Annotated in this window: 18 protein-coding genes; 7 read left to right on the top strand and 11 right to left on the bottom strand. The window is 43.3% G+C overall.

Annotated elements, in window-relative coordinates; genetic code table 11:
* Positions 1 to 75: 75 nt before the first annotated feature.
* From J7623_RS11080 to J7623_RS11070, 3 genes are all read right to left on the bottom strand, one after another.
* Entirely contained in the window at positions 76 to 1020 is a 945-nt protein-coding gene (locus J7623_RS11080) for a DUF3078 domain-containing protein (protein ID WP_291920166.1), read from the bottom strand.
* 94 nt (positions 1021 to 1114) lie between these two features.
* Positions 1115 to 1543, bottom strand: coding sequence for a large conductance mechanosensitive channel protein MscL (gene mscL, locus J7623_RS11075; RefSeq protein ID WP_291920164.1), 429 nt, complete (start codon positions 1541 to 1543; stop codon positions 1115 to 1117).
* Positions 1544 to 1619: 76 nt separating this feature from the next.
* A complete protein-coding gene (locus J7623_RS11070) occupies positions 1620 to 2366 on the bottom strand; it encodes a PPK2 family polyphosphate kinase (RefSeq protein WP_291920162.1) in 747 nt (248 codons plus the stop codon).
* 119 nt (positions 2367 to 2485) lie between these two features.
* On the opposite strand from J7623_RS11070, the gene J7623_RS11065 reads away from it, so the two are divergent.
* On the top strand, positions 2486 to 3388 hold the full coding sequence (locus J7623_RS11065; protein WP_291920160.1) for a DMT family transporter: 903 nt from the start codon (positions 2486 to 2488) through the stop codon (positions 3386 to 3388).
* Positions 3389 to 3489: 101 nt separating this feature from the next.
* Here J7623_RS11065 and frr read toward each other — a convergent pair whose 3' ends face one another.
* Positions 3490 to 4053: a ribosome recycling factor gene (gene frr / locus J7623_RS11060; protein WP_291920158.1), complete on the bottom strand. Its 564-nt coding sequence runs from the start codon at positions 4051 to 4053 to the stop codon at positions 3490 to 3492.
* A gap of 120 nt (positions 4054 to 4173) precedes the next feature.
* Entirely contained in the window at positions 4174 to 5322 is a 1149-nt protein-coding gene (locus tag J7623_RS11055; RefSeq protein ID WP_291920156.1) for a glycosyltransferase family 4 protein, read from the bottom strand.
* Between the two features lie 163 nt (positions 5323 to 5485).
* Here J7623_RS11055 and J7623_RS11050 point away from each other — a divergent pair, with 163 nt between their 5' ends.
* On the top strand, positions 5486 to 6322 hold the full coding sequence (locus J7623_RS11050; protein ID WP_291920155.1) for a transketolase: 837 nt from the start codon (positions 5486 to 5488) through the stop codon (positions 6320 to 6322).
* Between the two features lie 97 nt (positions 6323 to 6419).
* On the opposite strand, the gene J7623_RS11045 is transcribed toward J7623_RS11050, so the two are convergent.
* Together J7623_RS11045 and rbfA are read right to left on the bottom strand one after the other, a co-directional pair.
* A complete protein-coding gene (locus J7623_RS11045) occupies positions 6420 to 7643 on the bottom strand; it encodes an FtsX-like permease family protein (protein WP_291920153.1) in 1224 nt (407 codons plus the stop codon).
* A 113-nt stretch (positions 7644 to 7756) separates the two neighbouring features.
* The gene (rbfA, locus tag J7623_RS11040) at positions 7757 to 8137 is read right to left on the bottom strand and encodes a 30S ribosome-binding factor RbfA (protein ID WP_291920151.1); all 381 of its coding nucleotides are present in this window, start codon (positions 8135 to 8137) and stop codon (positions 7757 to 7759) included.
* Positions 8138 to 8334: 197 nt separating this feature from the next.
* Here rbfA and J7623_RS11035 point away from each other — a divergent pair, with 197 nt between their 5' ends.
* Both J7623_RS11035 and J7623_RS11030 read left to right on the top strand, forming a co-directional pair.
* A complete protein-coding gene (locus J7623_RS11035; protein ID WP_291920149.1) occupies positions 8335 to 10167 on the top strand; it encodes an ABC transporter ATP-binding protein in 1833 nt (610 codons plus the stop codon).
* Positions 10168 to 10382: 215 nt separating this feature from the next.
* Positions 10383 to 11888 (top strand): glycosyltransferase, encoded by a 1506-nt coding sequence (locus J7623_RS11030; protein WP_291920148.1) that lies wholly within the window; start codon positions 10383 to 10385, stop codon positions 11886 to 11888.
* A gap of 78 nt (positions 11889 to 11966) precedes the next feature.
* Here J7623_RS11030 and J7623_RS11025 read toward each other — a convergent pair whose 3' ends face one another.
* Together J7623_RS11025 and ileS are read right to left on the bottom strand one after the other, a co-directional pair.
* Positions 11967 to 13034, bottom strand: a complete 1068-nt coding sequence (locus J7623_RS11025; RefSeq protein WP_291920145.1) for a TraR/DksA C4-type zinc finger protein — start codon at positions 13032 to 13034, stop codon at positions 11967 to 11969.
* Positions 13035 to 13040: 6 nt separating this feature from the next.
* Positions 13041 to 16367, bottom strand: a complete 3327-nt coding sequence (gene ileS / locus J7623_RS11020; protein WP_291920144.1) for an isoleucine--tRNA ligase — start codon at positions 16365 to 16367, stop codon at positions 13041 to 13043.
* A 255-nt stretch (positions 16368 to 16622) separates the two neighbouring features.
* Between ileS and J7623_RS11015 the strand changes: the two genes are divergently transcribed.
* A complete protein-coding gene (locus tag J7623_RS11015; protein ID WP_291920143.1) occupies positions 16623 to 17087 on the top strand; it encodes a PepSY-like domain-containing protein in 465 nt (154 codons plus the stop codon).
* A 533-nt stretch (positions 17088 to 17620) separates the two neighbouring features.
* Here the strand turns inward: J7623_RS11015 and J7623_RS11010 are convergent.
* Positions 17621 to 18544: an AraC family transcriptional regulator gene (locus J7623_RS11010; protein ID WP_291920141.1), complete on the bottom strand. Its 924-nt coding sequence runs from the start codon at positions 18542 to 18544 to the stop codon at positions 17621 to 17623.
* Positions 18545 to 18764: 220 nt separating this feature from the next.
* Here J7623_RS11010 and J7623_RS11005 point away from each other — a divergent pair, with 220 nt between their 5' ends.
* Positions 18765 to 20402, top strand: coding sequence for a hypothetical protein (locus J7623_RS11005; protein ID WP_291920139.1), 1638 nt, complete (start codon positions 18765 to 18767; stop codon positions 20400 to 20402).
* Positions 20403 to 20525: 123 nt separating this feature from the next.
* Positions 20526 to 22508, top strand: a complete 1983-nt coding sequence (gene gyrB, locus J7623_RS11000; protein ID WP_291920138.1) for a DNA topoisomerase (ATP-hydrolyzing) subunit B — start codon at positions 20526 to 20528, stop codon at positions 22506 to 22508.
* A gap of 74 nt (positions 22509 to 22582) precedes the next feature.
* Here the strand turns inward: gyrB and J7623_RS10995 are convergent, their stop codons facing one another.
* Positions 22583 to 23803: a tetratricopeptide repeat protein gene (locus tag J7623_RS10995; RefSeq protein WP_291920135.1), complete on the bottom strand. Its 1221-nt coding sequence runs from the start codon at positions 23801 to 23803 to the stop codon at positions 22583 to 22585.
* Between the last annotated feature and the right edge of the window lie 5 nt (positions 23804 to 23808).

The raw sequence follows: 23808 nt of genomic DNA, 5'->3' as shown, positions 1-23808 counted from the left end.
ACCAGTACTTAATGGCTGGCTTCTTTTACACAAGGTGCCGCTGTGCGATATCAAAAATAACAAAAATCCGGCGAATCAGAACTTCGCTGCAAAACCCACCCCGATGATCTGCTTAATCTGCAAACGGGGCCCCATTACGCCAGTCTTCTTATTCTCAAATACTTTTACATCATCATCATAAATCATATCTACAGTCAACATGGCTGAAATCCACTTATTTACCTTCAGCTCCAGCGCGTTATTAAACATCACATCAATATTTTGTGGATTATGCCTGTAATCAGAGAACAGATCTAACCGGCCTTTATAGGTCATATTTTTTGCGAAAGTTTTCACATAATTCGCAGATAAATATGCACCTATTTCATACTTAAAGTGGCTGCCGGTATCTACGCCATAAGCGCCCTGTTTGGAGAGAAAATCATCCATCACAAACACGAACCGGGAAGTGATAGGAGAGAGGAATAAAGAAAATGAGGCATTGGGTTTATAGTCAAAACCCGGTGATACCAGCACGTATGCAGGGGAGAAAAATTTGGACGACAGTTGCTTGGTTGTATCGGAAGGATACAGGAAACCATTTGCAAACTGTGTACGCAGGTTTAATAATCCGCTTAAATACCAATGTTTGCCAATGTCATAGCCATATTTGGTAGTGAGGTCAATCCGGTCGTCACTTTTGCGGCCACCTAAACTGGTAGTATTGAGGTAACCATAGGCCAGGTCAGCTACGTTGTCCCAGGAATTTCTTCCTTTTTTATAAAAAGCCCAGGCATAAAGATTAGAACCAATAGAGAAAGAAAAATTATCTCCACCGGCAGCCCAATTGCTCAATGATCCCTGGTTAATATTCACATTGATGTTCATCCCTTTCCGCCATAGTTTCGGGATAGTGTCGCTATCGTCTTTTTTAATTTTACCAGCAACTTCATCTCTCGACTTCTTCATCCAGTCATTTTGCGCGTGTACAGCTGTAAACAGTAGCATACAGCAGGCAATGGATAAAGTAAATTTTTTCATCAATTTATTATTTAAGGTGAGTATACATATATGCCATTCACCTATTACTTCCGGGTAGGAAGAAATAGGTGAATGGGGACTTTAGAAAGATTTGTTATCTGGATTTTTTCAACTCGTCACGGATTTCCGTGAGTAATTTTTCCTGTGTAGTTAACTCAGCTGGGGCAGGGGCTTCTTCTTTCTTCTTGGTCAGTTTGTTCATGAATTTCACCAGCACAAAAATACAGAGCGCAATAATCAGGAAGTCGATGATGCTTTGAATAAAGGCACCATAAGCAAATACCGCGATCCCCTTTGCTTTCGCATCAGCCAGTGTAGTCACCACTCCCTTACTATCGTCCAGTTGATAAAAGATGTCGTTAAAGTTTTTTCCCCTGGTAAATATGCCAACAATCGGCATCAGAATATTATCAACCAAAGATGTAACAATCTTTCCAAATGCACCTCCAATAATCACACCCACAGCAAGATCCATTACATTGCCTTTCATGGCAAACTCTTTAAACTCTTTGATGAACGACATAATGCAAGGTTTTAGTAGTTAGAATTAAGTGAACAAAATTAAAACATAATCCCCGAAGGCGTTAATTATTAATTGATTATTTCTTCAAACGGGGATATTTCATATCCAGCGATTTCAGTGTATCCCTTAACGTTAACGCTATCAGGTATTCTTTGTACCAGTTTTGATCAGCCGGTACAATGAGCCATGGTACATAGTTACAATTGTTGATTGCATCTTCGTAGGCTTCCATGTATTTATCCCATAGTTTCGCTTCTTTCAGATCATTCTCATTATACTTCCACATCTTGCGTGGATCTTCTGTTCGTTCTACCAGGCGCTGTTGTTGTGCTTCTCTCGACACATGCAGATAACATTTAATGATGTGGGTATTATTATGCACGGTCAACAATTTTTCAAAATCATTGATGGCATCCATTCTTTTACGCACCATCTTGTCATCAATCCATTTATGTACGCGCTGTATCAGGATATCCTCATAGTGAGAACGGTTAAACACCTGGATCATTCCTTTACCGGGTGCATTCTGATGTACCCTCCATAAAAAATCATGCTCAGACTCTTCGGTACTGGGGGCTTTAAAAGAATGTACCGTACACCCTTGTGGGTTCAGTGTACCGGTTACGTTTTTGATCACCCCATCTTTACCGCTGGCATCCATTCCTTGCACTACCAATAGTATGCTGTGTTTGTGCTGTGCGTATAGCAGGTTTTGCAGTTCGTCCAGTTCCTGCAATATTTCCTGGGTTTGGGCTTTGGTCTTTTCTTTATCCAGCTTCTTAGGCGCTGTGGTGCTGATCGCGGACAACTTGATTTTACTCATGAAAATTGCATTCTTATAAATAAATTTAACAAAAACAGATCAGAAGTGTTGCAATAACACGATTTATATTTTGCTGAATGCCCCTGATATCTGCACCTTTGTAGTCGAAATTTGAAACTATGCATCAACGTTTTGCCCATTGGGGAGTTTTTATTTTACTCTCACTTACCTGGGGCAGTTCTTTTATATTAATGAAGATCGGACTGGAAGCATTCACCTCCTACCAGGTAGCCAGCCTGAGATTGGTGGCTGCGGGCATTGCCTTATTGCCTTTTTTGCCTAAAGCATTACAACAAACACCGCGTAACAAAATACCCATCATATTGCTCTCCGGTATCCTGGGTAATGGGATTCCTGCATTTCTTTTTTGCCTCGCGGAAACGGAAATAGACAGTTCCCTGGCGGGTATTTTAAATGCGCTTACCCCGCTGATGGCACTATTATCTGGCATTATTATCTTTAAAAGTCCGTTTAAAAAGGCGCAGCTCACGGGTATCTTCGTAGGGTTGTTAGGGGTAGTATTACTATTTACAGCTAAAGGTATTAATACCAATGGTCATTGGTATTATGCGCTGCTGGTTATCCTGGCAACCATTAGTTATGGAGTTAATATCAGCCTGGTACATCACCAACTGAAAGGATTTTCCTCTTTGCAACTGGGATCTATTGCCATGTTCTTTTGTGGCATTTGCACTTTCCCGATTCTGTGGTGCAGCAATTTCTTCCCACAATTTACCCAACCAAATGCACCATGGCGGTCTCTTTCAGCAGGCTTAATATTAGGTGTAATGGGTACTGGTATAGCAGCAGTATTATTTTTCCTGTTAATAAAACGTGCGGGATCTATGCTGGCTTCCATGGTAGCATATGCGTTGCCGTTAGTAGCAGTAGGCTGGGGTTTACTCGCTCATGAGTCTATTACCTGGGTACAGGTATTATGTATGGGAATTATTTTACTGGGGGTATACCTGGTAAATCGCGCCAGCCGGCCACCGGTAGAGAAAACGGAACAAACTCGCTAAAAACATACAAAAAAAGCGGAGATATCAACAGGAAAAGCATCCGGTGATATCTCCGCTTTAATTTTTTAATGGCAATAGTCTCAGGCAGCGCCCGATACTGGTTAAATAGCCATAATTTCCTTCTCTTTCACTTCACAGTGCTTATCGATCAGGGCAATATGTTTGTCGGTCATAGCTTGCACATCTGCTTCGGCATCCTTGGCAGTATCTTCACTTAAACCTTCTTTTTGTAATTTTTTTACAGATTCAATAGCATCGCGGCGAATACTTCTCACGGCTACTTTCGCCTGTTCACCTTCATTATTTACTTTCTTCACAAATTCCTTTCTGCGTTCTTCAGTTAACGGAGGGAGGAATAAACGGATAATAACACCGTCGTTTTGTGGGTTAAGTCCAATATTAGATGCAATAATAGCCCTTTCAATAGGCTGCAGCATGTTCTTTTCCCATGGCTGAATAGTGAGAGTACGTGCATCTGCAATGCTCACGTTAGCTACCTGGTTAAGTGCAGTTGGCGCACCATAATAGTCAACGAAAATACCATCCAGTATTTGCGGATTAGCTTTCCCCGCTCTGATTTTTGTAAGCTCCAATTCCAGGTGCCCGATAGCTTTTTTCATTGAGTCCGCTGCGTCATCAATGATAAGCGTTAGATCATCTTGCATAACATAAATAGTTAAGTGCGTGCAAACCTACAGGTTTTCTTTTAATCGTCAAAGTAACGTCCTGATAATAGCAGGAGAAAAGCCTGTAATACGCCTTAGCAGGAAATTATCGGGTGATAATTACTTGTCCTGTAACACACCATCTGTTGTAACACGCAATATTTTGGTGGATTCTTTTCCAGGAACAGTTGCTGCAGCTGGCTGAACCACCGGCTCAGGATTAACCTGGATAGCCAGTTTCCTTCTGCGGGCCAGGTATAACATCCCGGTAAAGAAGGTAGCAGAGCCAATCACCACCATCAACAATAAGGTAGCGCCCATTCCCTGTAAAACAAATGCTCCCAGGATGTAAGAGGCGTTAATACCTACAGATACAAGCGTAGTTTGTCTGTGGTTCAGCTTCAGGTCAAGCAGGTAGTGATGGATATGATTTCTGTCAGCAGAGAAAGGAGATCTTCCTTGTAACATGCGTACAGCAAATACGCGCAGGGTATCGAACAATGGAACTATCAGGATGGCAAATGCTACTGCGGGGGTAGCTGCCACAGGCATCTTACCCACAGGGTTTCCTGCTACATCAATAAACTTGAGTATTAATACCGCATTTACAAGTCCTATCAGTAAGGATCCCGTATCGCCCATAAAAATACGGGCAGGAGAAATATTATAAATCAGGAAGCTGGCCAAACCGCCTGCCAGTGCAAAACCTATAACAGCATAAGTAATTTCACCTACATGCAGGAAATAAGCACCTAATACCGCACTCACCAGCAAACCAATGCTGCCGGCATGTCCATCTACCCCATCAATCAGGTTAAAGGCGTTAATAACAACAATAAAGGTGAAGTAAGTCAGCATCAGGCTGATATTGGGAGGCAATGTATAAATTCCCATGAATCCATACATACTGGTAATCTGCAAATTGCCAAGATAGATAATAGCAAAAGAAGCAGCCAGTTGTCCGATTAATTTTTTGAGTGGAGACAAACCAACAATATCATCTTTCATACCCACCATGAAAATGATGAAGAATGCCGCCATCATATACTGAAATGGCGAATTGGCCATTGCGGGTACACAAATAGCTGATGCGATGATAAATCCAGAGAAAAATCCAATTCCTCCGAGCGTTGGTATACGCGTCTTATGTGCTTTTCGCTCGTCCGGTTCGTCGTAAAGATGCTTTAATTCCGCCACTCTGATCAGTATTGGAATTGAAAAATAGGTAACCACAAAACTTAGGACGGTAGCAATTAATACATTCTCCATTAGTGGGGCTTAATTGTGCAAAGATATTAATTTCAACGAAATGTGAAAAGAAACGTTAAAAAAATGAACTTTTTTAATACATTGGAAGCGCAAAAAAAACATTCAACGACCACAAATTCTACGAAATTCGATTAGTTTTGCGGTACAAAAATTAACAACTATCATGCCACAGCTCAAAGATATTGCTACTCAGGTCAGAAGAGATATTGTACGGATGGTACATGGTGTTCAAAGTGGACACCCCGGCGGCTCGTTAGGTTGCGCAGACTTTCTGACTGCGCTGTATTTCAAAGTAATGGATCACAAGCCGGTACCTTTTGATATGGATGGTAAAAACCAGGACCTGTTTTTCCTTTCCAATGGCCACATATCTCCTGTTTTCTATAGTGCACTGGCCCGTTCCGGCTACTTCCCGGTACAGGAACTGAGTACTTTCCGTAAACTGAACTCCCGTCTGCAGGGTCACCCCACTACACACGAACACTTACCAGGTGTACGTATTGCATCCGGATCTCTCGGCCAGGGAATGAGCGTGGCTATCGGTGCAGCACTCGCAAAAAAATTAAACAACGATAAAAACCTGGTATTCTCTCTCCATGGAGACGGTGAACTGGAAGAAGGCCAAATCTGGGAATCTGTGATGTTTGCTCCACACCACAAAGTGGATAACCTGATCATCACTGTGGACCTCAATGGTCAACAAATTGACGGGACTACTGATGATGTGGCCGGACTGGGTGATGTAGGTGCAAAATTCGAAGTATTCGGATGGCACGTACTCCACATGAATGGTAACGATATGGACGATGTAGTGGCTACACTTGAAAAAGCCAAAGGCCTCACCGGTCAGGGTAAACCAATCGCCATCATCATGAAAACCGTAATGGGACAGGGTGTTGACTTCATGGAAGGTCATCACGAATGGCATGGTATCGCTCCCAGCGATGAACAATTAGCCAAAGCATTGGCGCAATTACCAGAAACTTTAGGTGACTACTAATATTGTCAGTCTTTAAAAAAACTTAAAAAGGGAATGCTTAATAATTAAGCATTCCCTTTTTAAGTTTTTTTAAAGACTGACACCTCATATCAATATCCTAGGTGGCCTTCAATGTAATTGCTTCTGTAGCCGCTCTCCTGGCAGGATACCAGCTGGCTGCCACACCAATAATCATAATCGTAATAAACACCAGCAAAAAATCTTCCACATGCATACTCACTGGATAAGTATCTACCAGGAAAGAAGTTCCTTCCAGTTTAATAATTCCAAAATGCTGCTGTAATAAGCAAAAAGAAATACCTAATCCCAATCCGATCAATGTACCAATACCTGCTATAATTAATCCCTCTGCCAGGAAAATCCGCATGATCAACGATCGCCGCGCGCCCATGGCTTTGAGAATGGTAATGTCTTTCTGCTTCTCCATCACCAACATATACAAAGACCCAATCATATTGAAGGCGGCAATGATCATAATGAAACTTAGAATAATATATACCGCCCATTTCTCCGTTTGCATAATGGCATACAACGACTGGTTCTGCTCATAACGGGTCTGCACTTTATAATCCTTTCCCAACAGTTGTGTCAGTTTTTCTTTTAGCAGCTTTTCGTTTACGCCTGCCCGTGCGCCTACCTCCAATGCCGACATTTCATGATCCCCCAGCTCCAGCAGCTTACGCATGAATTCAATATTGGTAATTACATACTTGCTGTTAAACTCCTGCTGGATCGCAAAAGTACCTGCCGGATACAATACGCCGTTATTCAGGGCATCTTCCGGTGTTACAAAGGCATTGGCATTTCTACGTGGCAGATATACTGTTACCGGCGCCAGGCTGTGTACAACATCCACCCCTAGTGCGCCTTCCAGCTCCAAACCGAGTACTGCCCGGTAAGCCACGCTGTCGCCGGTATCAAAACGTCCTCTTACAATGTTACTTTTAACATCCGTTACTTCGTTATAGTGATTATCTACACCTTTCAATATGGCAATCGTAGGTTCGTCACCGTAGCGCAACACCGCTTTTTCTTCTATAACTTCCGAAAAATGGGCTACTCCCGGCATTTTTGATATCTGTTCTAACTGGGCTGGAGTGAGGAGAATGGTTTTCCCACTGGCCGGTGCAATTTTTATAGCAGGATAAAAAGAAGAGTAGAGGGATTTTACCAGGTCTTCAAAACCATTGAATACACTTAATATCACAATCAGGGCACCTGCCCCAACCGCAATAGCCACCACACTTACCCAGGCAATGATATTAATAGCATTGGTAGATTTTTTAGCCCGGAAGTAACGGGAAGCAAATTGCCAAACCATGTTTCTTTAATTACGGATTTTCAGATTTTTTGATGTTGGAATATAGTTTTCGGGAGATATTAAACTACCGGGAACTACTGCCAACATCAAAAAATTCGCGGGTCCGGCATAATTTATTTATTGCCATCCTTAATGTTTGCATCATCTTCCTTGATCTTTTTAAACAACTCCTCCATCTTGAAAACATAGTCCAGTGTGTCGTCTAAAAAGAAACTCAACTCGGGGATTCTGCGCAATTGCTTGCCCAGTCCTATACCCAGGGCTTTCTTGATTTCGCCCATTCTTTCCTTGATACGCTCCAGCATCTCCGCAGGCGCTTTTATCTGAAACATGCTCAGGTATACCTTCGCTTCCAACAGATCCGGCGTCATTTTTACGGCAGCAACAGATATCATTCCTCCCTCTACCACATTAAACCCCATCCGCTGAAGAATACCACTTAGTTCCTGTTGCACTAATTGTCCTATTTGCTTCTGCCTTTTAGTTTCCTGCATCTCATTCAATTTTAATCGTTAGTAAAACGGGGCATATGTACGATAATAACATTTTTACTGCACAGCGCCAAACCGTAACAGGCTGCCCGGCAGCCTGCCAAATGCGAAATTAACCTTTTCCTGCAAAGAATCGTGGCAATTAGCCCCCGACATATGGTATTTATACTATTTTTGCAGGCAGTTTAAAAGCAAGAAGAATGAAGACATTCAAGCGATTATTGAAATTTGCCACCCCATTACATCATTATTTACCTGAATATGTTATATATACGTTGATCGGTATTATCTTCGGTATGGTCAATTTTGCCATGCTGATTCCACTGCTAACGGTTATTTTTAACCAGGTAGACGAAGTACCCAAGGTAGTAGCACAGCCGCACTTCACCTTTTCCATTAATTACTTTATAGACCTGTTTTATTACTATTTCTACGACTTTATCAAGGCCAGCGGTTCTAAACTGAGTGCTTTGTACTTCGTTTGCGCGGTGATTGGCGTATGTGTGGTCATTGCCAACTTCGGCCGGTATATGAGCGCCCGGATAATGGTACGCCTGAAAATGGTGGTACTCTCCCGGCTACGTGTGCGCTTATACGAAAGATTTACAGAGCAATCTCTTTCCTTTTACAGCGAACAACAAAAAGGAGACCTGCTATCTTCCATGACCAACGATGTACAGGAAATTGAAAACAGCGTGATCAACGCCATTCAAACACTCCTGCGCGATCCATTCATTATCATTGGATACTTTGCTGCATTATTTTATATCTCTGTAAAACTCACATTGTTTACCATCGTTTTCTTTCCTATTTCGGGTTTACTGATTTCTTATGTTTCAAAGAAGTTGAAATTAAAAGGTAAGTTCAGCCAGGACCTGTTGGGAAAAATTCTTTCCGTAACAGAAGAAACCCTCAGCGGAATAAGGATTGTACAGTCTTTCACGGCAGAACGATTTATGAAAAATAAATTCGGCGATGTAAATAACCGGTTCGTAAAAGTCAGCAAATCCATGTACAATCAACGGGAACTGGCTTCTCCTATCTCCGAAATACTCGGGGTAGTGGTGATTATCATCCTGGTGATCTATGGCGGATCACTGGTGCTTTCCGGCAGCGAATTGCTTACTGGCGCTACTTTCATGACTTACCTGGTTTTCTATTCCCAGATTATGACACCCGCCAAAAACGTATCTACGTCTATTACCACCATACAAAGAGGTATGGTATCCAGTGAGCGGATCTTCAAAATACTGGATGCCCCAATAAATATTGAAGAAAGGCCACAGGCACAGCCCATTAAAGAATTTGACAACAGTGTAGAGTTCGACAATGTATCCTTTAAATACGAACAGCAATATGTGCTGAAAGACATTCAGCTCCGGATTAATAAAGGACAAATGATTGCACTGGTAGGACGTAGCGGCGCCGGAAAGTCCACAATGGCCGACCTTTTACCGCGCTTTTATGATGTAAATAAAGGTGCTATCCGGATAGATGGTAAGGACGTACGTGATCTGAAGATACAGGATCTCCGTAGCCTTATTGGCGTAGTATCCCAGGAAGCAATCCTGTTTAATGATACGGTGATCAATAATATCGCATTTGGCCAGCCAAATGCCGACAGGAACGCTATTATAGCCGCTGCTAAAATTGCCAATGCCCACGAATTTATTGAACAACTCGAGCAAGGTTACGATACTTCTATTGGTGATCGCGGGCTGAAACTCAGTGGTGGTCAACGTCAGCGCCTCACCATTGCAAGAGCGATCTTCAAAAATCCGCCTATCCTGATCTTGGATGAAGCTACTTCAGCACTGGATACTGAATCAGAAAAACTGGTGCAGGCAGCATTGGATAAATTAATGCAAAACCGTACCACTATTGTGATTGCGCACCGTTTAAGTACCATACAACATGCCAGCGAAATCATTGTGATGGATCATGGGGAAATCAAAGAACGTGGTACACATGAACAATTACTGCAACAACAGGGTATCTATCATAAACTGGTGGAAATGCAGGAATTCAAATAGAGGAATCCTAACCTTAACGTATATACGTAAACGAAGAAGGTCCCGCACAAGTGCGGGACCTTCTTCGTTTCAGGCAGTCTCCGCGGGCATTTCCAAACTATTATCTTTCCAAACGCGCCGGTATCGGGTATGGTTTTTGTTATTATTGCGCCCTTACATGCCAATACCAGCTCTTTGCAGCACTATTTCTTAACCTTTTAACATAGCGAACTCCTATGATATCTATCGTAATTCCTGTATTAAACGAAGGTGCTACCATACGCCAGGTTATTAAAACCGTTAAAAAAACATCCCGCAAAATTGAGATCATTGTAGTGGACGATAATTCTATTGACAATACGGTAGAAGAAGCCATGAAAGAGCAGGTAAGAGTGATTACCAGCAGCCAGCGCGGCAAAGGGATTTCTATGCGCGAAGGAATGATGGCGGCTAAACATGATATTATCGCTTACGTTGATGGCGACATCCTTACATACCCCGACAACATTGTAGACCTCTTAACCGGTCCTATTGAAAAAGATGAAGCTGACTTCGTCAAATCCTACTTTGAACGGCAGGCAGGCAGGGTCACCCAATTGGTGGCCAAGCCGCTGCTAAGTATTTTATATCCTGAGCTGTCGCATTTTCAGCAGCCTCTCAGCGGTATGATTGCAGCGCGGAAATCATTTCTGTCGCGTGTACAATTTGAAAATGATTATGGCGTAGACATCGGCCTGTTGATAGATATGCATCACTTAGGTGCACGCATTACAGAAGCGAATATTGGCAAAGTAGAAAATGCGATGCAAACCTGGGAACAACTGAGCAAGATGTCGAGGGAGGTATCCCGCACTATTCTTCGCAAAGCAGAAAATTTTCCGCAGGAAAACCTGGAAACACTGGGTAATATTAACCTGATACGGGAACAGATGGAATACTCCATCCTGGAATCTATTGATAAGTTACAAAAAATGGTCATCTTTAATCTGGACCACGCAGTATTTACGCAGAGCTATCTGCAATGGGCTGCTGTTGCATTTGACCAGGAAGAAGCCCTGCAGCAGATATTAGCTGGCCGGCATGATGATGTTACCCGTATGCAATTAACCGCTACCTTATTTGAAGGCCGCAATATTGCTGAAATGTTGGAGGTAGCAGATGCTATTCCACTGGTGCCAGGCATCCGTGAAATTGTGCAGGAGCTAAAGAAGCGGGGATATGCCTGTGGCCTTATTACTGAAGGTTATGGAACAGTAGCACGTCACATAAAAAATAAGCTGGGAATGGACTTCGTATTCGCGAATAAATTACACCTGGTTAACAGCGTAGCTACCGGTGAATTTTCGATTGCTGATTATTTTCTGAAAGAAGGAGCATACAACAAAAGCCATATGTTTCCGCATATTGCGCAGCAATACCAGATTAACCGGCAAAACATCATTTATGTGGGTGATGGAAAACACGACAGCGATCTGTTAACTGAAGCAGGCATAGGCGTTGCGTTTTGTCCACAGTACCGTGGTGAAATTGTAGAAAAGGTTGCCGATAAGATTATTAGCGGCTTATCCCTGGCGCCATTGCTGGATATTGCACAGGCGGGGCCCGGGAAATTTAAATTACCGGCTATCAGTAAAAAACAAGCCCGGAAAATTGGTGTGGGTAGTTTAGTTGGCCTGGCAGGAGCGGGGTTGATTTACCTGGCAGTTCGCCGGCTACGAAGCCAAAAGGAGGCAGCCTGCTGAGATTGGATTGCAGTGAAATAACTAAAAAAGGCGCCTCGCGATTCGCGGGGGCGCCTTTTTTCTTAGGTCTTAATCAGACTATTTACTTTTAGCCAGTTTGGCTTCGATGCTCAAAGTAGCGTGAGGAACAGCTCTAAGACGCGCTTTGTCTATTAGTTTACCGGTTACACGGCAAATACCATAGGTTTTGTTTTCAATGCGCATCATCGCTTTTTCCAGGTGATCGATGAACTGAATCTGACGGCTGGCCATTTGGTTCAGCTGCTCTCTTTCCTGGGAGCCGCTACCATCTTCCATACTCATGTATTTGTTTTCAGTATCATCGGTACCAGCTTCATCTTTACGGGTGATTAAGCCTTGCAGGTAGATGAGCTCCTTTTTAGCTGATTCCAGCTTTTTTTGGATCAGTTCTCTAAACTCCTGAAGATCAGCATCACTGTATCTGTATACCGGACCGGCGGGGGTAGCTGGTTGATCCAGTACCGACTTGGTAAACTCAGGTTGATAAGTTACCAAAGTAGCTTTTCCGCCTTTTCTCTCAGTTTTTTCCGTTTTTTCGGGCTTTTCTGCTTTTTCGGGCTTCTCGGATTTTTCCGCTTTGGCTGATTTCTCAGCCTTAACAACTGGCTTTTCGGCTGCCTTTTTTGAGGATTCCTTTTCCTTAGCAACTTCTACCTTAGTATCTGCTTTCTTTACTGCCATCGTTTTAAGTTCTTTTTCTTCTGACTTAGAAATAAATGGTTTCTTTTTTTCAGCGGAAACACTTTTCGTAACCACTTGCTGCTTTACAGCAGGCTCTTTTTTAACGGTCGATTTTGCAGGTACAGCAACGCTCTTGACGGATGTTAATTTACTGTTTTGTAAGGCAGAAGCCTTTTTTACAGCTGCTTTAGGCGCCACCGGGGCGACTTTTTTAGCGGTACTTTTGGCTACCACGGCTTTTCCGGCTGCTGGTTTTGCTGCTGTTTTAGGAGCCGCCTTTACAGGGGCTGCCTTTTTCGCAGCGGCTTTCTTAGGCGCTGGCGCGGCTTTTTTTGCGGGAGCAGGTTTAGCAGCTTTTTTCGCTGCCGGAGCCTTTGCCGCCGTTTTTTTCACCGGAGCTGCCTTTTGGGTCGTTTTACTAGCAACCTTCTTTTTTGTTGCCATGGGGGATTAGCTTTTTTTGTTAACTAATACATTAAATTTAAGGTCATTCACCTCTATTTCTGTACCATCGTGCAATCTCTCCACTAATTCCAGGCTATCTGCCAAAATTTCCGTGCAAATATAGTCATTATAGTTCACAATGGCCGATTTGAGCGCATTCACGCTTTCAACCGTTACATTGATCCTATCTGTTAAAGCAAAGTCACTATCCTTACGGATTTTCTGTATCCGGTTTACCAGTTCACGGGCATTTCCTTCATCCTGTAACTGGGGAGTAATAGTAATATCGAGCGCTACCGTTAAAGCGCCTTTATTTGCTACTGTCCATCCCGGAATATCTTCGGAAATGATCTCAACGTCAGAGAGTTGAATTTGCACTTGCTCGCCTTCCACAACCAGGTTAAAATGGCCGTCGCGTTCTATGGTGGCAATATCTGCTTCTGTGAACCCACCGATAACAGCAGCTACAGATTTCATCTTTGCACCCATTTTACCACCCAGCGACTTGAAGTTCGGCTTAATCTTTTTCTTGATAAAACCTTCCGTTTCCGTAAGATAATCAATCCCTTTGACATTCACCTCACTTTTTATCAAGTCTGCTACCTTTTCTATTTGCGCCTGTATCCTAACATTGGTTATCGGAATCAAAATTTTCTGTAATGGCTGACGAACCTTGATATTCACCTTCTTACGCAAGGATAATACCAGTGATGAAATATCCTGTGCTAACTGCATCCTTTCTTCCAGATCCGCATCAATGGCTTTCTCATCTGCAACAGGGAAATCAGTATGGTGGATAGAAGCCGCCTTATTACGTCCACTTACACTGTTCAGGTTATTAAATAGCCAATCGGTGAAAAATGGGGAAACCGGGGCCATCAATTGTGTAATTTTTTCCAAACATTCGTATAAAGTCTGGTAGGCACTGATTTTATCGTGCTCGTATTCTCCTTTCCAGAACCGGCGACGGCAAAGACGTACATACCAGTTGCTCAACTGCTCATCCACAAAACGCTCGATAGCTCTTCCCGCCTGGGTTGGCTCATAATCATCAAAGCTGGCAGTCACATCTTTCACCAGGGTATTTAAAACAGAAATGATCCAACGGTCAATCTCCGGACGTTCTTCTAACGGAATGTATGCCTCCTTGAAAGTAAAGTTATCAAGATTGGAATACATAGCGAAGAAGTTATATGTATTGTACAGGGTACCAAACAACTTACGTTGCGCTTCACCAATACCTTTTACATCAAACTTCAGGCTGTCCCATGGAGAAGCATTGGTGATCAGGTACCAACGCGTGGCATCTGCACCATACTGCTCAATAGTTTCAAATGGATTCACCACGTTACCGAGGCGCTTACTCATTTTATTACCATTGCTATCCAATACTAAACCATTGGATACCACAGTTTTATAAGCCACCTTATCAAAAAGCATTACACCCAGCACATGGAGCGTATAGAACCATCCACGGGTCTGATCTACTCCTTCTGCAATGAAATCCGCAGGGAAAGATTCTCCTGTTTCTATTAAGGCTTTATTCTCAAACGGATAATGCCACTGCGCGTAAGGCATCGCACCACTGTCAAACCAAACATCCACCAGATCCGGCTCGCGATGCATTGGCTTTCCTGAGTCGCTCACTAATATGATCTCATCCACATAAGGTTTATGCAGATCAAGGATACCTTCATGTAAATACGACTTATTCACATCTCCTCCTAACACTTCACTGGCCTTCCGGATTTCGGCGTTCAGCTCATCAATTCCTCCTATACATTTTTCTTCACTGCCATCTTCCGTACGCCAGATGGGCAAAGGTGTTCCCCAGTACCGGCTGCGGCTCAGGTTCCAGTCTACCATGTTCTCCAGCCAGTTCCCAAAACGACCGGTTCCGGTAAACGCCGGTTTCCAGTTAATGGTCTTGTTTAATTCAACCATCCTGTCTTTCATGGCAGTGGTCTTAATAAACCAGGCATCCAGCGGATAATATAAAACCGGTTTATCTGTACGCCAGCAGTGTGGATAAGTGTGTTCGTATTTTTCTACTTTGAAGGCACGGTTCTCTTTCTTCAGTTTCACCGCGATATCTACGTCCACATCTTTATACTCAGGATCGTCCTTGTAGTTCTTCACGAATCTACCGGAAAACTCGCCCACGTTATCTGTGAACTTACCTTCCCGGTCTACCAGCGTTAAAATACCGATGTTATTCTTTTTACCTACACGGTTATCGTCTGCACCAAATGCAGGCGCGGTGTGTACGATACCGGTACCATCTTCAGTAGTGACGAAATCGCCCAGGATAACGCGGAAAGGATCTCCTTCTTCAGGCTGAGCAAATGGCAACAGTTGTTCGTAGCGGATATTCTCCAGCTGGCTGCCTTTAAAGCTGCTCAGTACTTTCCACGGAATTACCTTGTCTCCTTCTTTATAAGCATCAAAGTCAGCATTTTCGCCTTCCGGTTTGAAATACTTACCCAGTAACACTTTGGCCATTACCACATTCACCGGGAGGTGAGTGTATTGGTTGAAAGTACTTACCAGTACATATTCTATGTTAGCACCAACCGTTAAACCCAGGTTGGAAGGTAAAGTCCATGGAGTAGTGGTCCAGGCAAGGAAAAAGACTTCGCTGTTACCTGCCGCATCAAAAAGGAATTGGGAATTATCCGCGGGTAACGCTTTAAACATGGCCACTATAGTAGTGTCTTTCACGTTCTTATACGTACCTGGCTGATTTAACTCCGCGGAGCTTAAACCTGTACCTGCAGCAGGAGAATAAGGTTGAATGCTCACACTTTTATACAGCAAGCCCTTTTTATAAAGGGTTTGCAACGCCCACCATAAGGTTTCTATATATTTATTCTCAAAGGTGATATAGGGATCTTTCAAATCAACCCAGTAGCCCATCTTACGGGTCAGGTCATCCCATTTATCTTTATATTTCAGTACTTCTTTACGGCAGGTATCATTATATTCTGCAATAGAGATCTTGGTACCAATATCTTTTTTGGTAATTCCCAGCATCTTTTCCACGCCCAGTTCTACCGGCAACCCGTGGGTATCCCAGCCACCTTTACGTTTTACCTGGAAACCACGCATGGTTTTATAACGACAAACGAGGTCTTTTAAAGTACGTGAAATAACATGGTGGATACCCGGCAAACCGTTGGCGCTTGGGGGACCTTCATAAAACACAAACGGAGTGGCGCCTTCGCGCACTTCCACACTTTTCTCAAAAGTCTGGTACTGCTCCCAGTGCTGGAGTATATCTTTCTCGATCTGAGGTAAATTCAACTGGCTATATTCCTGATATTTGCTGGACATAAAACAATTCCCCGTCCTTTGATGTTATTTAGACAATAATTGATTAAAATTGTGCAAAGTTAAGAAAATACACTGGCTCCTAAAGGGGGTAGTTTACTAAAAACAGGCCTTTTTGAATATTTTTTATCGTTTTTTTTGTAATTTGCAATAAAGAGCATATAAATTACGTTTTTGGCATTGTTTTAGCTTATTTGCCAGGAAGATTAGAAAAACCTAGTAGTTAAATTTAACCCAACGGAAAAAACCATATCGAATATGAAAAAGTTGACGTTAATTTTTTGCGCGGTTCTATTCACTTCCGGCATAACTTTTGCACAGCAAAAAAAATCAGTTAAAAAAACAAAAGTAGTTGCTAAAACGGTGCAGGCACCTGAAGCAGTTAAAAGTTCTTTTGATCAGAATTTTGCGGGAACAACAGCGGCCAAGTGGACAAAGACAAGTGCAGGACATTGGACAGCAAGTTTCCAAAAAGACAATATAAACACCATTGCAGAGTATGATGCGGATGGCAAATGGATTGCCACAAGAAGCGCTTATGATGCTCAAACTCTTCCGGAATCAGTGTCTGGTACATTGAAAACAAAATATCCGGCAGCAACCATAAAAGATGGCTGGAAAATTGAGAGATCAGATGTAGCTTCATACTACAAAATAAATATTCAGGATAACGGTACAGAGAAAGCAGTGTTATTGAACGAAGCAGGTACCATCACTGAATAACACAAACACGTATTTCATAGGTATAGGGATAAATAGGACAGACCCTGCTCTTTTGGGCGGGGTTTTTTATTTTAGCTTTTAGCAGTCAGCTATTAGTTTTCAGTTTAAAAGTATTCCCCAACGTTTTTAGTTTTAAAAAAACATTATCACACCTAAAAGCTGATAGCTAACTGCTAAAAGCTAAAAAGTCGTCCGCAAAAGCGAACGACTTTATAAAAATCTGGTAGAAACTTTTCTGGCAAAATGCACTTAACTTCAATGGTGTTTGATATTTCATGCAAGTACATTTATGGCTTTACTTACTTTGCCAGCCAAGCTTCTCCCATGGTCAAATCTGATAAGGAAGCTTATAGGAAGTGCAAATGAATATTTGCTTATCGTGCTACAAAGAAACACCTATATTTTATCTTCCACTTTTCAAATCGGGAAAACAAATGATCGAAAAAGGAAAATACACAAAGCGTCTTTATAGCAGCGGATTTACCGATACTATCTCTCTATAAATCATTAAAAAATAAACGAACAGAGGCGTATTAACGCAGCAGCAGTTCACAGGGTTTCAACCCGGTGTGCTTTTTAAAAGCGGTGGAGAAGTGAGAAATGCAGGAATAACCCATCAACATGGCTACCTCTGAAACTGACATGCCTTTTTCATATAGTAACCCTTTAGCTTTTTCCATTCTTTCCTTCTGGAAATAGTCATATATGGTAGTACCATACATGGCCTTAAAGCCTTTTTTCAGGTAACATTCATTCATGGCCACCCGGCGCGCCAGATCCCGGATGGTGATAGGCGAATCCAGCTGTTCCAGCAGGATGCTGCGGGCATTTTCTATTTTTTCCCGGTCTTCCAGGTGAGTCAGGAAGCGGCAACCGTAGCGTTCATCGGTATCATTTTGCATAAACTGGTCGGAACTGTATAACAACAGGTCCAGGGCCCGGCTTTGCAGGAATATATTTTTCAGAATGCCTTCATAGTCGTGGTGCACCATGGTTTCCAGTACAGACTTGGATTTTGTACATGGCTGAATGGTTTTCACAAAAGGCTTTTGCGACTGGTTTTCGAACAGAGAGAAGGTAGTAGTGCCTTTCTGTAATGACTGTATAAAAGCTGGCTGGAAACGTACACTGATCACATCCACAGATGGTACCCGGTCTACACAGGCCTCCTTATTGCCATCTACACAAAGCTGATCCGTACAGGACGGATTTTTACAATATTTGCTGCCGGCCACACAGTAGCGCAGTTCGATAGCAGCAGACTGGCCTCTTTTAGCGGGTTGATACACCACCATCGCCACATCCTCTACCGGCAACGGTTTATCGTAGGTAAAACGCTGTAAAGTAAAGTCCAGGCAATCAGGGACCAACACACTATCCTGCTCCGCCAGTTGTAGCTGGTCGCTCATCGCTGGCTGCGGAATGGCTAATGACAATATTTCCTGTATTCCTTTCACTTTAGCTGTTTTTTAATGCCGTGCTGTTATCGAAGTCACAAATTTAGGGATTCATTTTTTAAGCAAACACGTTTTGACAATACAGTTACAAAGCCGTTGAACCATTTCATGCCTGCCAAAGGCCGCAGTGCGCCATAGCAGAACTTATTGGTATAAATTTCGTTTATGCTTTACAGATATGGCCCTAAAAGGATTTAACATACGCAGACTCCTAAAGATCGTGTTGATCACGTTCGGTATACTTACTTTATTGGTGATGGCCACCGGCTGGTACCTTAACCAGCATTGGAACAAGCTGTTGAAACAGGAACTACAGGGCTATGTTACCGATTTATCCGATAGCCTTTATACCATCAAATTCCAGGACCTGCACCTGGATGTACTTTCGGGCAGCCTTGTATTGGAAAAGGCTGTCATGACACCCGATACCATTATTTACCAACGGCTATTAAACCAGCAACGGGCCCCTTCAGCGCTGTATACCATCAGTGTGGATAAATTAGCCCTAAAGTACTTCAAACCGTGGCGCTATTTCATCGGGAAAGAGTTGAATGCCGCCTCCCTTACCGTGACTGGCCCCAATATTATTATGGAGCAAAATGCTACTGTCAGAGACACCAGCATGCCTAAAACGGCCTATCAGCATATATCGGCAAAGATGAAATCTATCTTCATCGGTAAGCTAACGCTGGATAGTACCAATTTTAAATACATTTTTACGCGGAAAGACTCCTCCAGGGTGATTCACCAGTTTCACAATCTCCGGGTGCGCGTAAATGATTTTCTGATAGATTCCCTGGCCCTGGATGATCCCACCCGCTTTCTATATGCCCATAATTACGAAATCGGGATGAAAGATTATATGAATCGTACCCGGGATAGCCTTTACTGGCTAAATGTACGTGGGATCCGCTATGATGCGGCGTCACGCACACTGCATATTGGCAGGTTTGAAATTCAGCCCCGATATGAAAAAGCCCGCTTTCAACAAAAAAATGGCGTGCAACAGGACCGCTTTGAGGTGGTATTAAATGATATCAGTCTTCACAACCTCAATCCGCGGCTGTTATTACAGGAACAGCAAATATGGGCACAGCGGGCCAATATAAAAGGAGGTAGTGTGGAAGTATACCGGGATCGTACCTTGCCAATGCCGCCTGGCAATAAATTAGGGCGATTTCCGAATCAGCTGCTGCACAAGTTGAACGTTCCGGTAAGTATCGATACCCTGTTGGCCGACAACATTAATTTGCAATACCTGGAAATGAGTCCTGTTACCGGTCAATCCGGCCGCATTAATTTCAGCCATATACATGGACTGTTCAGCAACATTACCAATATCGACAGCCTGGTGGCCAAGAACAGGCATATGGTGGCCAACTTTGACGCCGTTTTTATGCAAAGTGGTAAGCTGACTGCCAGGTTTGATTTTGCGTTGAATGACAATGCCGGGCACTTTGCTGTATCCGGAGCACTGAAAAACATGGATGGGAAAGACCTGAATGTGGCGACCCAGCCATTGGGGAAAATTGAAATCCGCTCCTGCGATATACAGGAATTGCTGTTTCATATTCAGGGAGATGAACGGAAAGCAACCGGGCAGGTAAAACTTCGTTACCAGCACCTGAAAATAGCGGTGCTTAAACAGGACAAAGGGGAGCAGCAGTTTAAACGCAAGGGCCTGGCCAGCTTCCTGGCTAATACCCTGATAATCAAAGACGCCAACCCGTTGGAAGGCGAAAAAGAACGTACAGCGGCCGTGGTCTTCCAACGTGACATCCAGCGGTCCTACTTTCACCTGGTGTGGAAAACTTTATTTACCGGCGTAAAAGACATAGCCGGCGCAGGAAATCTATGAGGATAAAATCGGCCTATCCATACAGCTTAAAAACAGGCATTCTTTTGTGGAAATAAGGCTTATTTTTCGTATTTTTGCATGATTGTCTACCGATTTTATTTCTAATAGATTTTACACCAACATATGAGCGAAGAATTAGTGCAAGCACCCAGCCCCAGCAGCAATGGATATGATGCAGGGAGTATTCAGGTATTGGAAGGCCTGGAAGCCGTACGTAAGCGTCCAGCCATGTATATCGGCGATATCGGCATTAAGGGACTTCACCACCTGGTTTACGAGGTGGTAGATAACTCTATTGACGAAGCCCTTGCCGGATACTGCAAAAATATTGACGTTACCATCCTGGAAGACAATTCCATCCGGGTAAAGGATGATGGTCGTGGTATCCCTACCGGTATCATTCCCAAAGAAGGTCGTTCTGCACTGGAAGTTGTTATGACTGTACTCCACGCCGGTGGTAAATTTGACAAGAATACTTATAAGGTATCCGGAGGTTTGCACGGTGTGGGTGTAAGCTGCGTGAACGCCCTGAGTGACAGATTATATGTAACAGTAGAACGTGAAGGCAAGTTATTTGAACAGGAATACCACCGTGGTATACCACAATATGCTGTCCGGGAAGTAGGCACCAGTGAAATCACCGGTACCACTGTACTTTTCAAGCCCGATGGCGAAATATTCAAAGAAACCACCTACAACCGGGAAATCCTGGCAGGTCGTTTACGTGAATTATCCTACCTGAACCGCAAAATCAAGATCACGTTAACAGATGAACGTGAAAAAGATGAAGAAGGTAACTTCTTCTCTGAAACCTTCTACAGCGAAGGTGGTATCAGGGAGTTTATTCAGATGCTCGACAAAAATGGCCGTCGTAATCCACTGTTACCTACACCTATTTACGTAGAAACACATGATGCGGCTTCCAACGTAGCAGTAGAAGTGGCGCTGGTGTACAATGATGCGTTCAGCGAAAACATCTTCTCTTATGTAAATAATATCAACACCATTGAAGGAGGTACGCACGTAGCCGGTTTCCGCCGTGCTATTACCCGCGTATTCAAATCTTATGGTGATAAAAATAAGATGTTTGAAAAATCGAAGGTAGAAGTTACCGGAGATGACTTCCGCGAAGGATTGAGTGCGATTATCAGCGTAAAAGTACCTGAGCCTCAGTTTGAAGGACAAACCAAAACCAAACTCGGTAACTCCGATGTAATGGGGGTAGTAGATAGTTCTGTAGCGGCTGTATTGGATGCGTTCCTGGAAGAAAATCCGCGTGAAGCTAAAACAGTTATCAATAAGGTAGTACTGGCAGCGCAGGCACGTGAAGCAGCCCGTAAAGCACGGCAGCTGGTACAACGTAAAAGCGTGATGACCGGTAGCGGTTTACCTGGTAAACTGGCCGACTGCTCCGATAACGATCCTACCAAATGTGAACTGTACCTTGTCGAAGGAGACTCCGCGGGTGGTACTGCCAAACAAGGCCGTAACCGTAACTACCAGGCTATTTTGCCATTACGTGGTAAGATCCTGAACGTAGAAAAAGCTATGGAGCACAAAATCTACGAAGACAATGAAATCAAAAATATCTTTACTGCACTGGGTGTAACGATAGGTACAGAAGAAGATGATAAAGCATTGAACCTTTCCAAACTGCGCTATCACAAGCTTATCATCATGACGGATGCCGACGTGGATGGTAGTCACATTGCTACATTGATCCTGACCTTCGTTTTCCGTTATATGAAAGCAATGGTAGAACAGGGTTATGTATACATTGCACAACCACCGCTGTATCTCGTGAAAAAAGGGAAGGAGCAAATCTACGCCTGGACAGAAGAGCAGCGTAAGGAAGCTACTGCTAAACTGGCTGCCGGTGGTAAAGAAGACAGCGTGAACGTACAGCGCTATAAAGGTTTGGGTGAGATGAACGCAGAACAACTGTGGGATACTACCATGAACCCTGAACACCGTACCCTGAAACAGGTAACAATTGAAAGCGCTGCAGAAGCAGACCGCGTATTCAGTATGCTGATGGGTGACGAAGTTCCGCCACGCAGAGCATTCATCGAATCTCACGCGAAATATGCAAAGATTGATGCTTAATTACGTATATACGTTTATGTTATAAACAGAAAAGGCTTCCATAACCGGAAGCCTTTTCTGTTTATAACAGCTTTTTATTTTTCTTTCGTCAGTATAAAATTCGCTAAAATCTGGTATCCGAAAACACCTATCAGCATAACAGTAACGAATATATTAAACGGTTCTTTGGTGATGAAAGCAAAACTGGTTCCCAGTATACCCAATGCTGCGAGTCCGAGAACATACCACTTTGTGAAATTGCGATACTTTTTTCCTTCGGCTACATATAGCCCGGCAGCAGGCAATAACATAACGCCACTGCAAATGCACAATGCCAGCAACCCACTTATACCAGTGAGCAGGTATGCTGCACCTGTGAGCAACGTAGCTCCCAGCAGGATACCTACAATGTTGGATACCTTGGTTTGTTCCGGGCTCAAAGCATATCTGCCGTAAGGATTGAGGCGGAGAAACAGGTTACTCACCGGCGTAATCAGCCACGTAGAAATAGCGATCAGCGCCAGTATCACGTATAGTGGGAAATAGTACTGATTAGCCACCTGTGTAAGCACAAAAATCGCAATAATGATACCCCATTGCGTACGTGCTTTCTGGCGACTCATAAAAAAAGAGTAATTCAGGAACTGCCGGTATAACCAGTATTTTGCTTTCATGGCCTGTACCATGCCGTTGCGAGCTAGTTCATTATTGGGATCTATTTTCAAAGACTCCCTGAAATGCTCTAACGCCTTACGATGATCACGTACTTCCAGCCATTTCCAGCCGAGATTGGCGTGGGTATAGGCATTTTCCGGATTATGCTCCAGGGCTTCATGCAAATTGGAAAAAGCTTCTTCTTTTCTGCCCAAACTAAATAGTGCATGGGAACGCAGATTCAAACAAACCTCGTCTTCCGGGTTCAGTGCCAGCCCTTCTTCTGCTTTTTGGAGTGCGGCTTCATACTCCTTCTTATTCAACAGTATCTGGCTCCACATGGCAAAGTAATGCGCATAGCCAGGGTTGATAGCTACCGCACTGCTAATAGCCCTGATAGCCTCTTTATATTGATTTTTAATGAAGGCAATTCTTGATTGCAGGTACAGGAAACGGTCGTCGTAAGGAGCGAAGCTAAGCGTGTTGGCCGCTACCTGTTCCGCTTCCGCAATGTTGCCTGTTTCCAGGTAGCAGATGGTAAGCAGGTAAAGACCTTCGGTATCATGTGCATTGGTGCTCAGGTGCTGACGCAGGGCAGTAAACGCATCATCGAAGCGACCTTGTTGCAATAAAATATGAGCGCGCTGAATTAATACAGCCATAAACG

Origin of the sequence: Chitinophaga sp., assembly GCF_017745275.1 — a bacterium.
GTDB lineage: Bacteria > Bacteroidota > Bacteroidia > Chitinophagales > Chitinophagaceae > Chitinophaga.
Note: the sequence above shows the minus strand (reverse complement) of the source record. Positions and strands in the feature narration are given on the sequence as shown.

Excerpts from the sequence above, each read along its gene's own strand:
- J7623_RS11080 (WP_291920166.1), bottom strand. The coding sequence starts at position 1,020 with ATGAAAAAATTTACTTTATCCATTGCCTGCTGTATGCTACTGTTTACA.
- mscL (WP_291920164.1), bottom strand. The coding sequence starts at position 1,543 with ATGTCGTTCATCAAAGAGTTTAAAGAGTTTGCCATGAAAGGCAATGTA.
- J7623_RS11070 (WP_291920162.1), bottom strand. The coding sequence starts at position 2,366 with ATGAGTAAAATCAAGTTGTCCGCGATCAGCACCACAGCGCCTAAGAAG.
- J7623_RS11065 (WP_291920160.1), top strand. The coding sequence starts at position 2,486 with ATGCATCAACGTTTTGCCCATTGGGGAGTTTTTATTTTACTCTCACTT.
- frr (WP_291920158.1), bottom strand. The coding sequence starts at position 4,053 with ATGCAAGATGATCTAACGCTTATCATTGATGACGCAGCGGACTCAATG.
- J7623_RS11055 (WP_291920156.1), bottom strand. The coding sequence starts at position 5,322 with ATGGAGAATGTATTAATTGCTACCGTCCTAAGTTTTGTGGTTACCTAT.
- J7623_RS11050 (WP_291920155.1), top strand. The coding sequence starts at position 5,486 with ATGCCACAGCTCAAAGATATTGCTACTCAGGTCAGAAGAGATATTGTA.
- J7623_RS11045 (WP_291920153.1), bottom strand. The coding sequence starts at position 7,643 with ATGGTTTGGCAATTTGCTTCCCGTTACTTCCGGGCTAAAAAATCTACC.
- rbfA (WP_291920151.1), bottom strand. The coding sequence starts at position 8,137 with ATGCAGGAAACTAAAAGGCAGAAGCAAATAGGACAATTAGTGCAACAG.
- J7623_RS11035 (WP_291920149.1), top strand. The coding sequence starts at position 8,335 with ATGAAGACATTCAAGCGATTATTGAAATTTGCCACCCCATTACATCAT.
- J7623_RS11030 (WP_291920148.1), top strand. The coding sequence starts at position 10,383 with ATGATATCTATCGTAATTCCTGTATTAAACGAAGGTGCTACCATACGC.
- J7623_RS11025 (WP_291920145.1), bottom strand. The coding sequence starts at position 13,034 with ATGGCAACAAAAAAGAAGGTTGCTAGTAAAACGACCCAAAAGGCAGCT.
- ileS (WP_291920144.1), bottom strand. The coding sequence starts at position 16,367 with ATGTCCAGCAAATATCAGGAATATAGCCAGTTGAATTTACCTCAGATC.
- J7623_RS11015 (WP_291920143.1), top strand. The coding sequence starts at position 16,623 with ATGAAAAAGTTGACGTTAATTTTTTGCGCGGTTCTATTCACTTCCGGC.
- gyrB (WP_291920138.1), top strand. The coding sequence starts at position 20,526 with ATGAGCGAAGAATTAGTGCAAGCACCCAGCCCCAGCAGCAATGGATAT.
- J7623_RS10995 (WP_291920135.1), bottom strand. The coding sequence starts at position 23,803 with ATGGCTGTATTAATTCAGCGCGCTCATATTTTATTGCAACAAGGTCGC.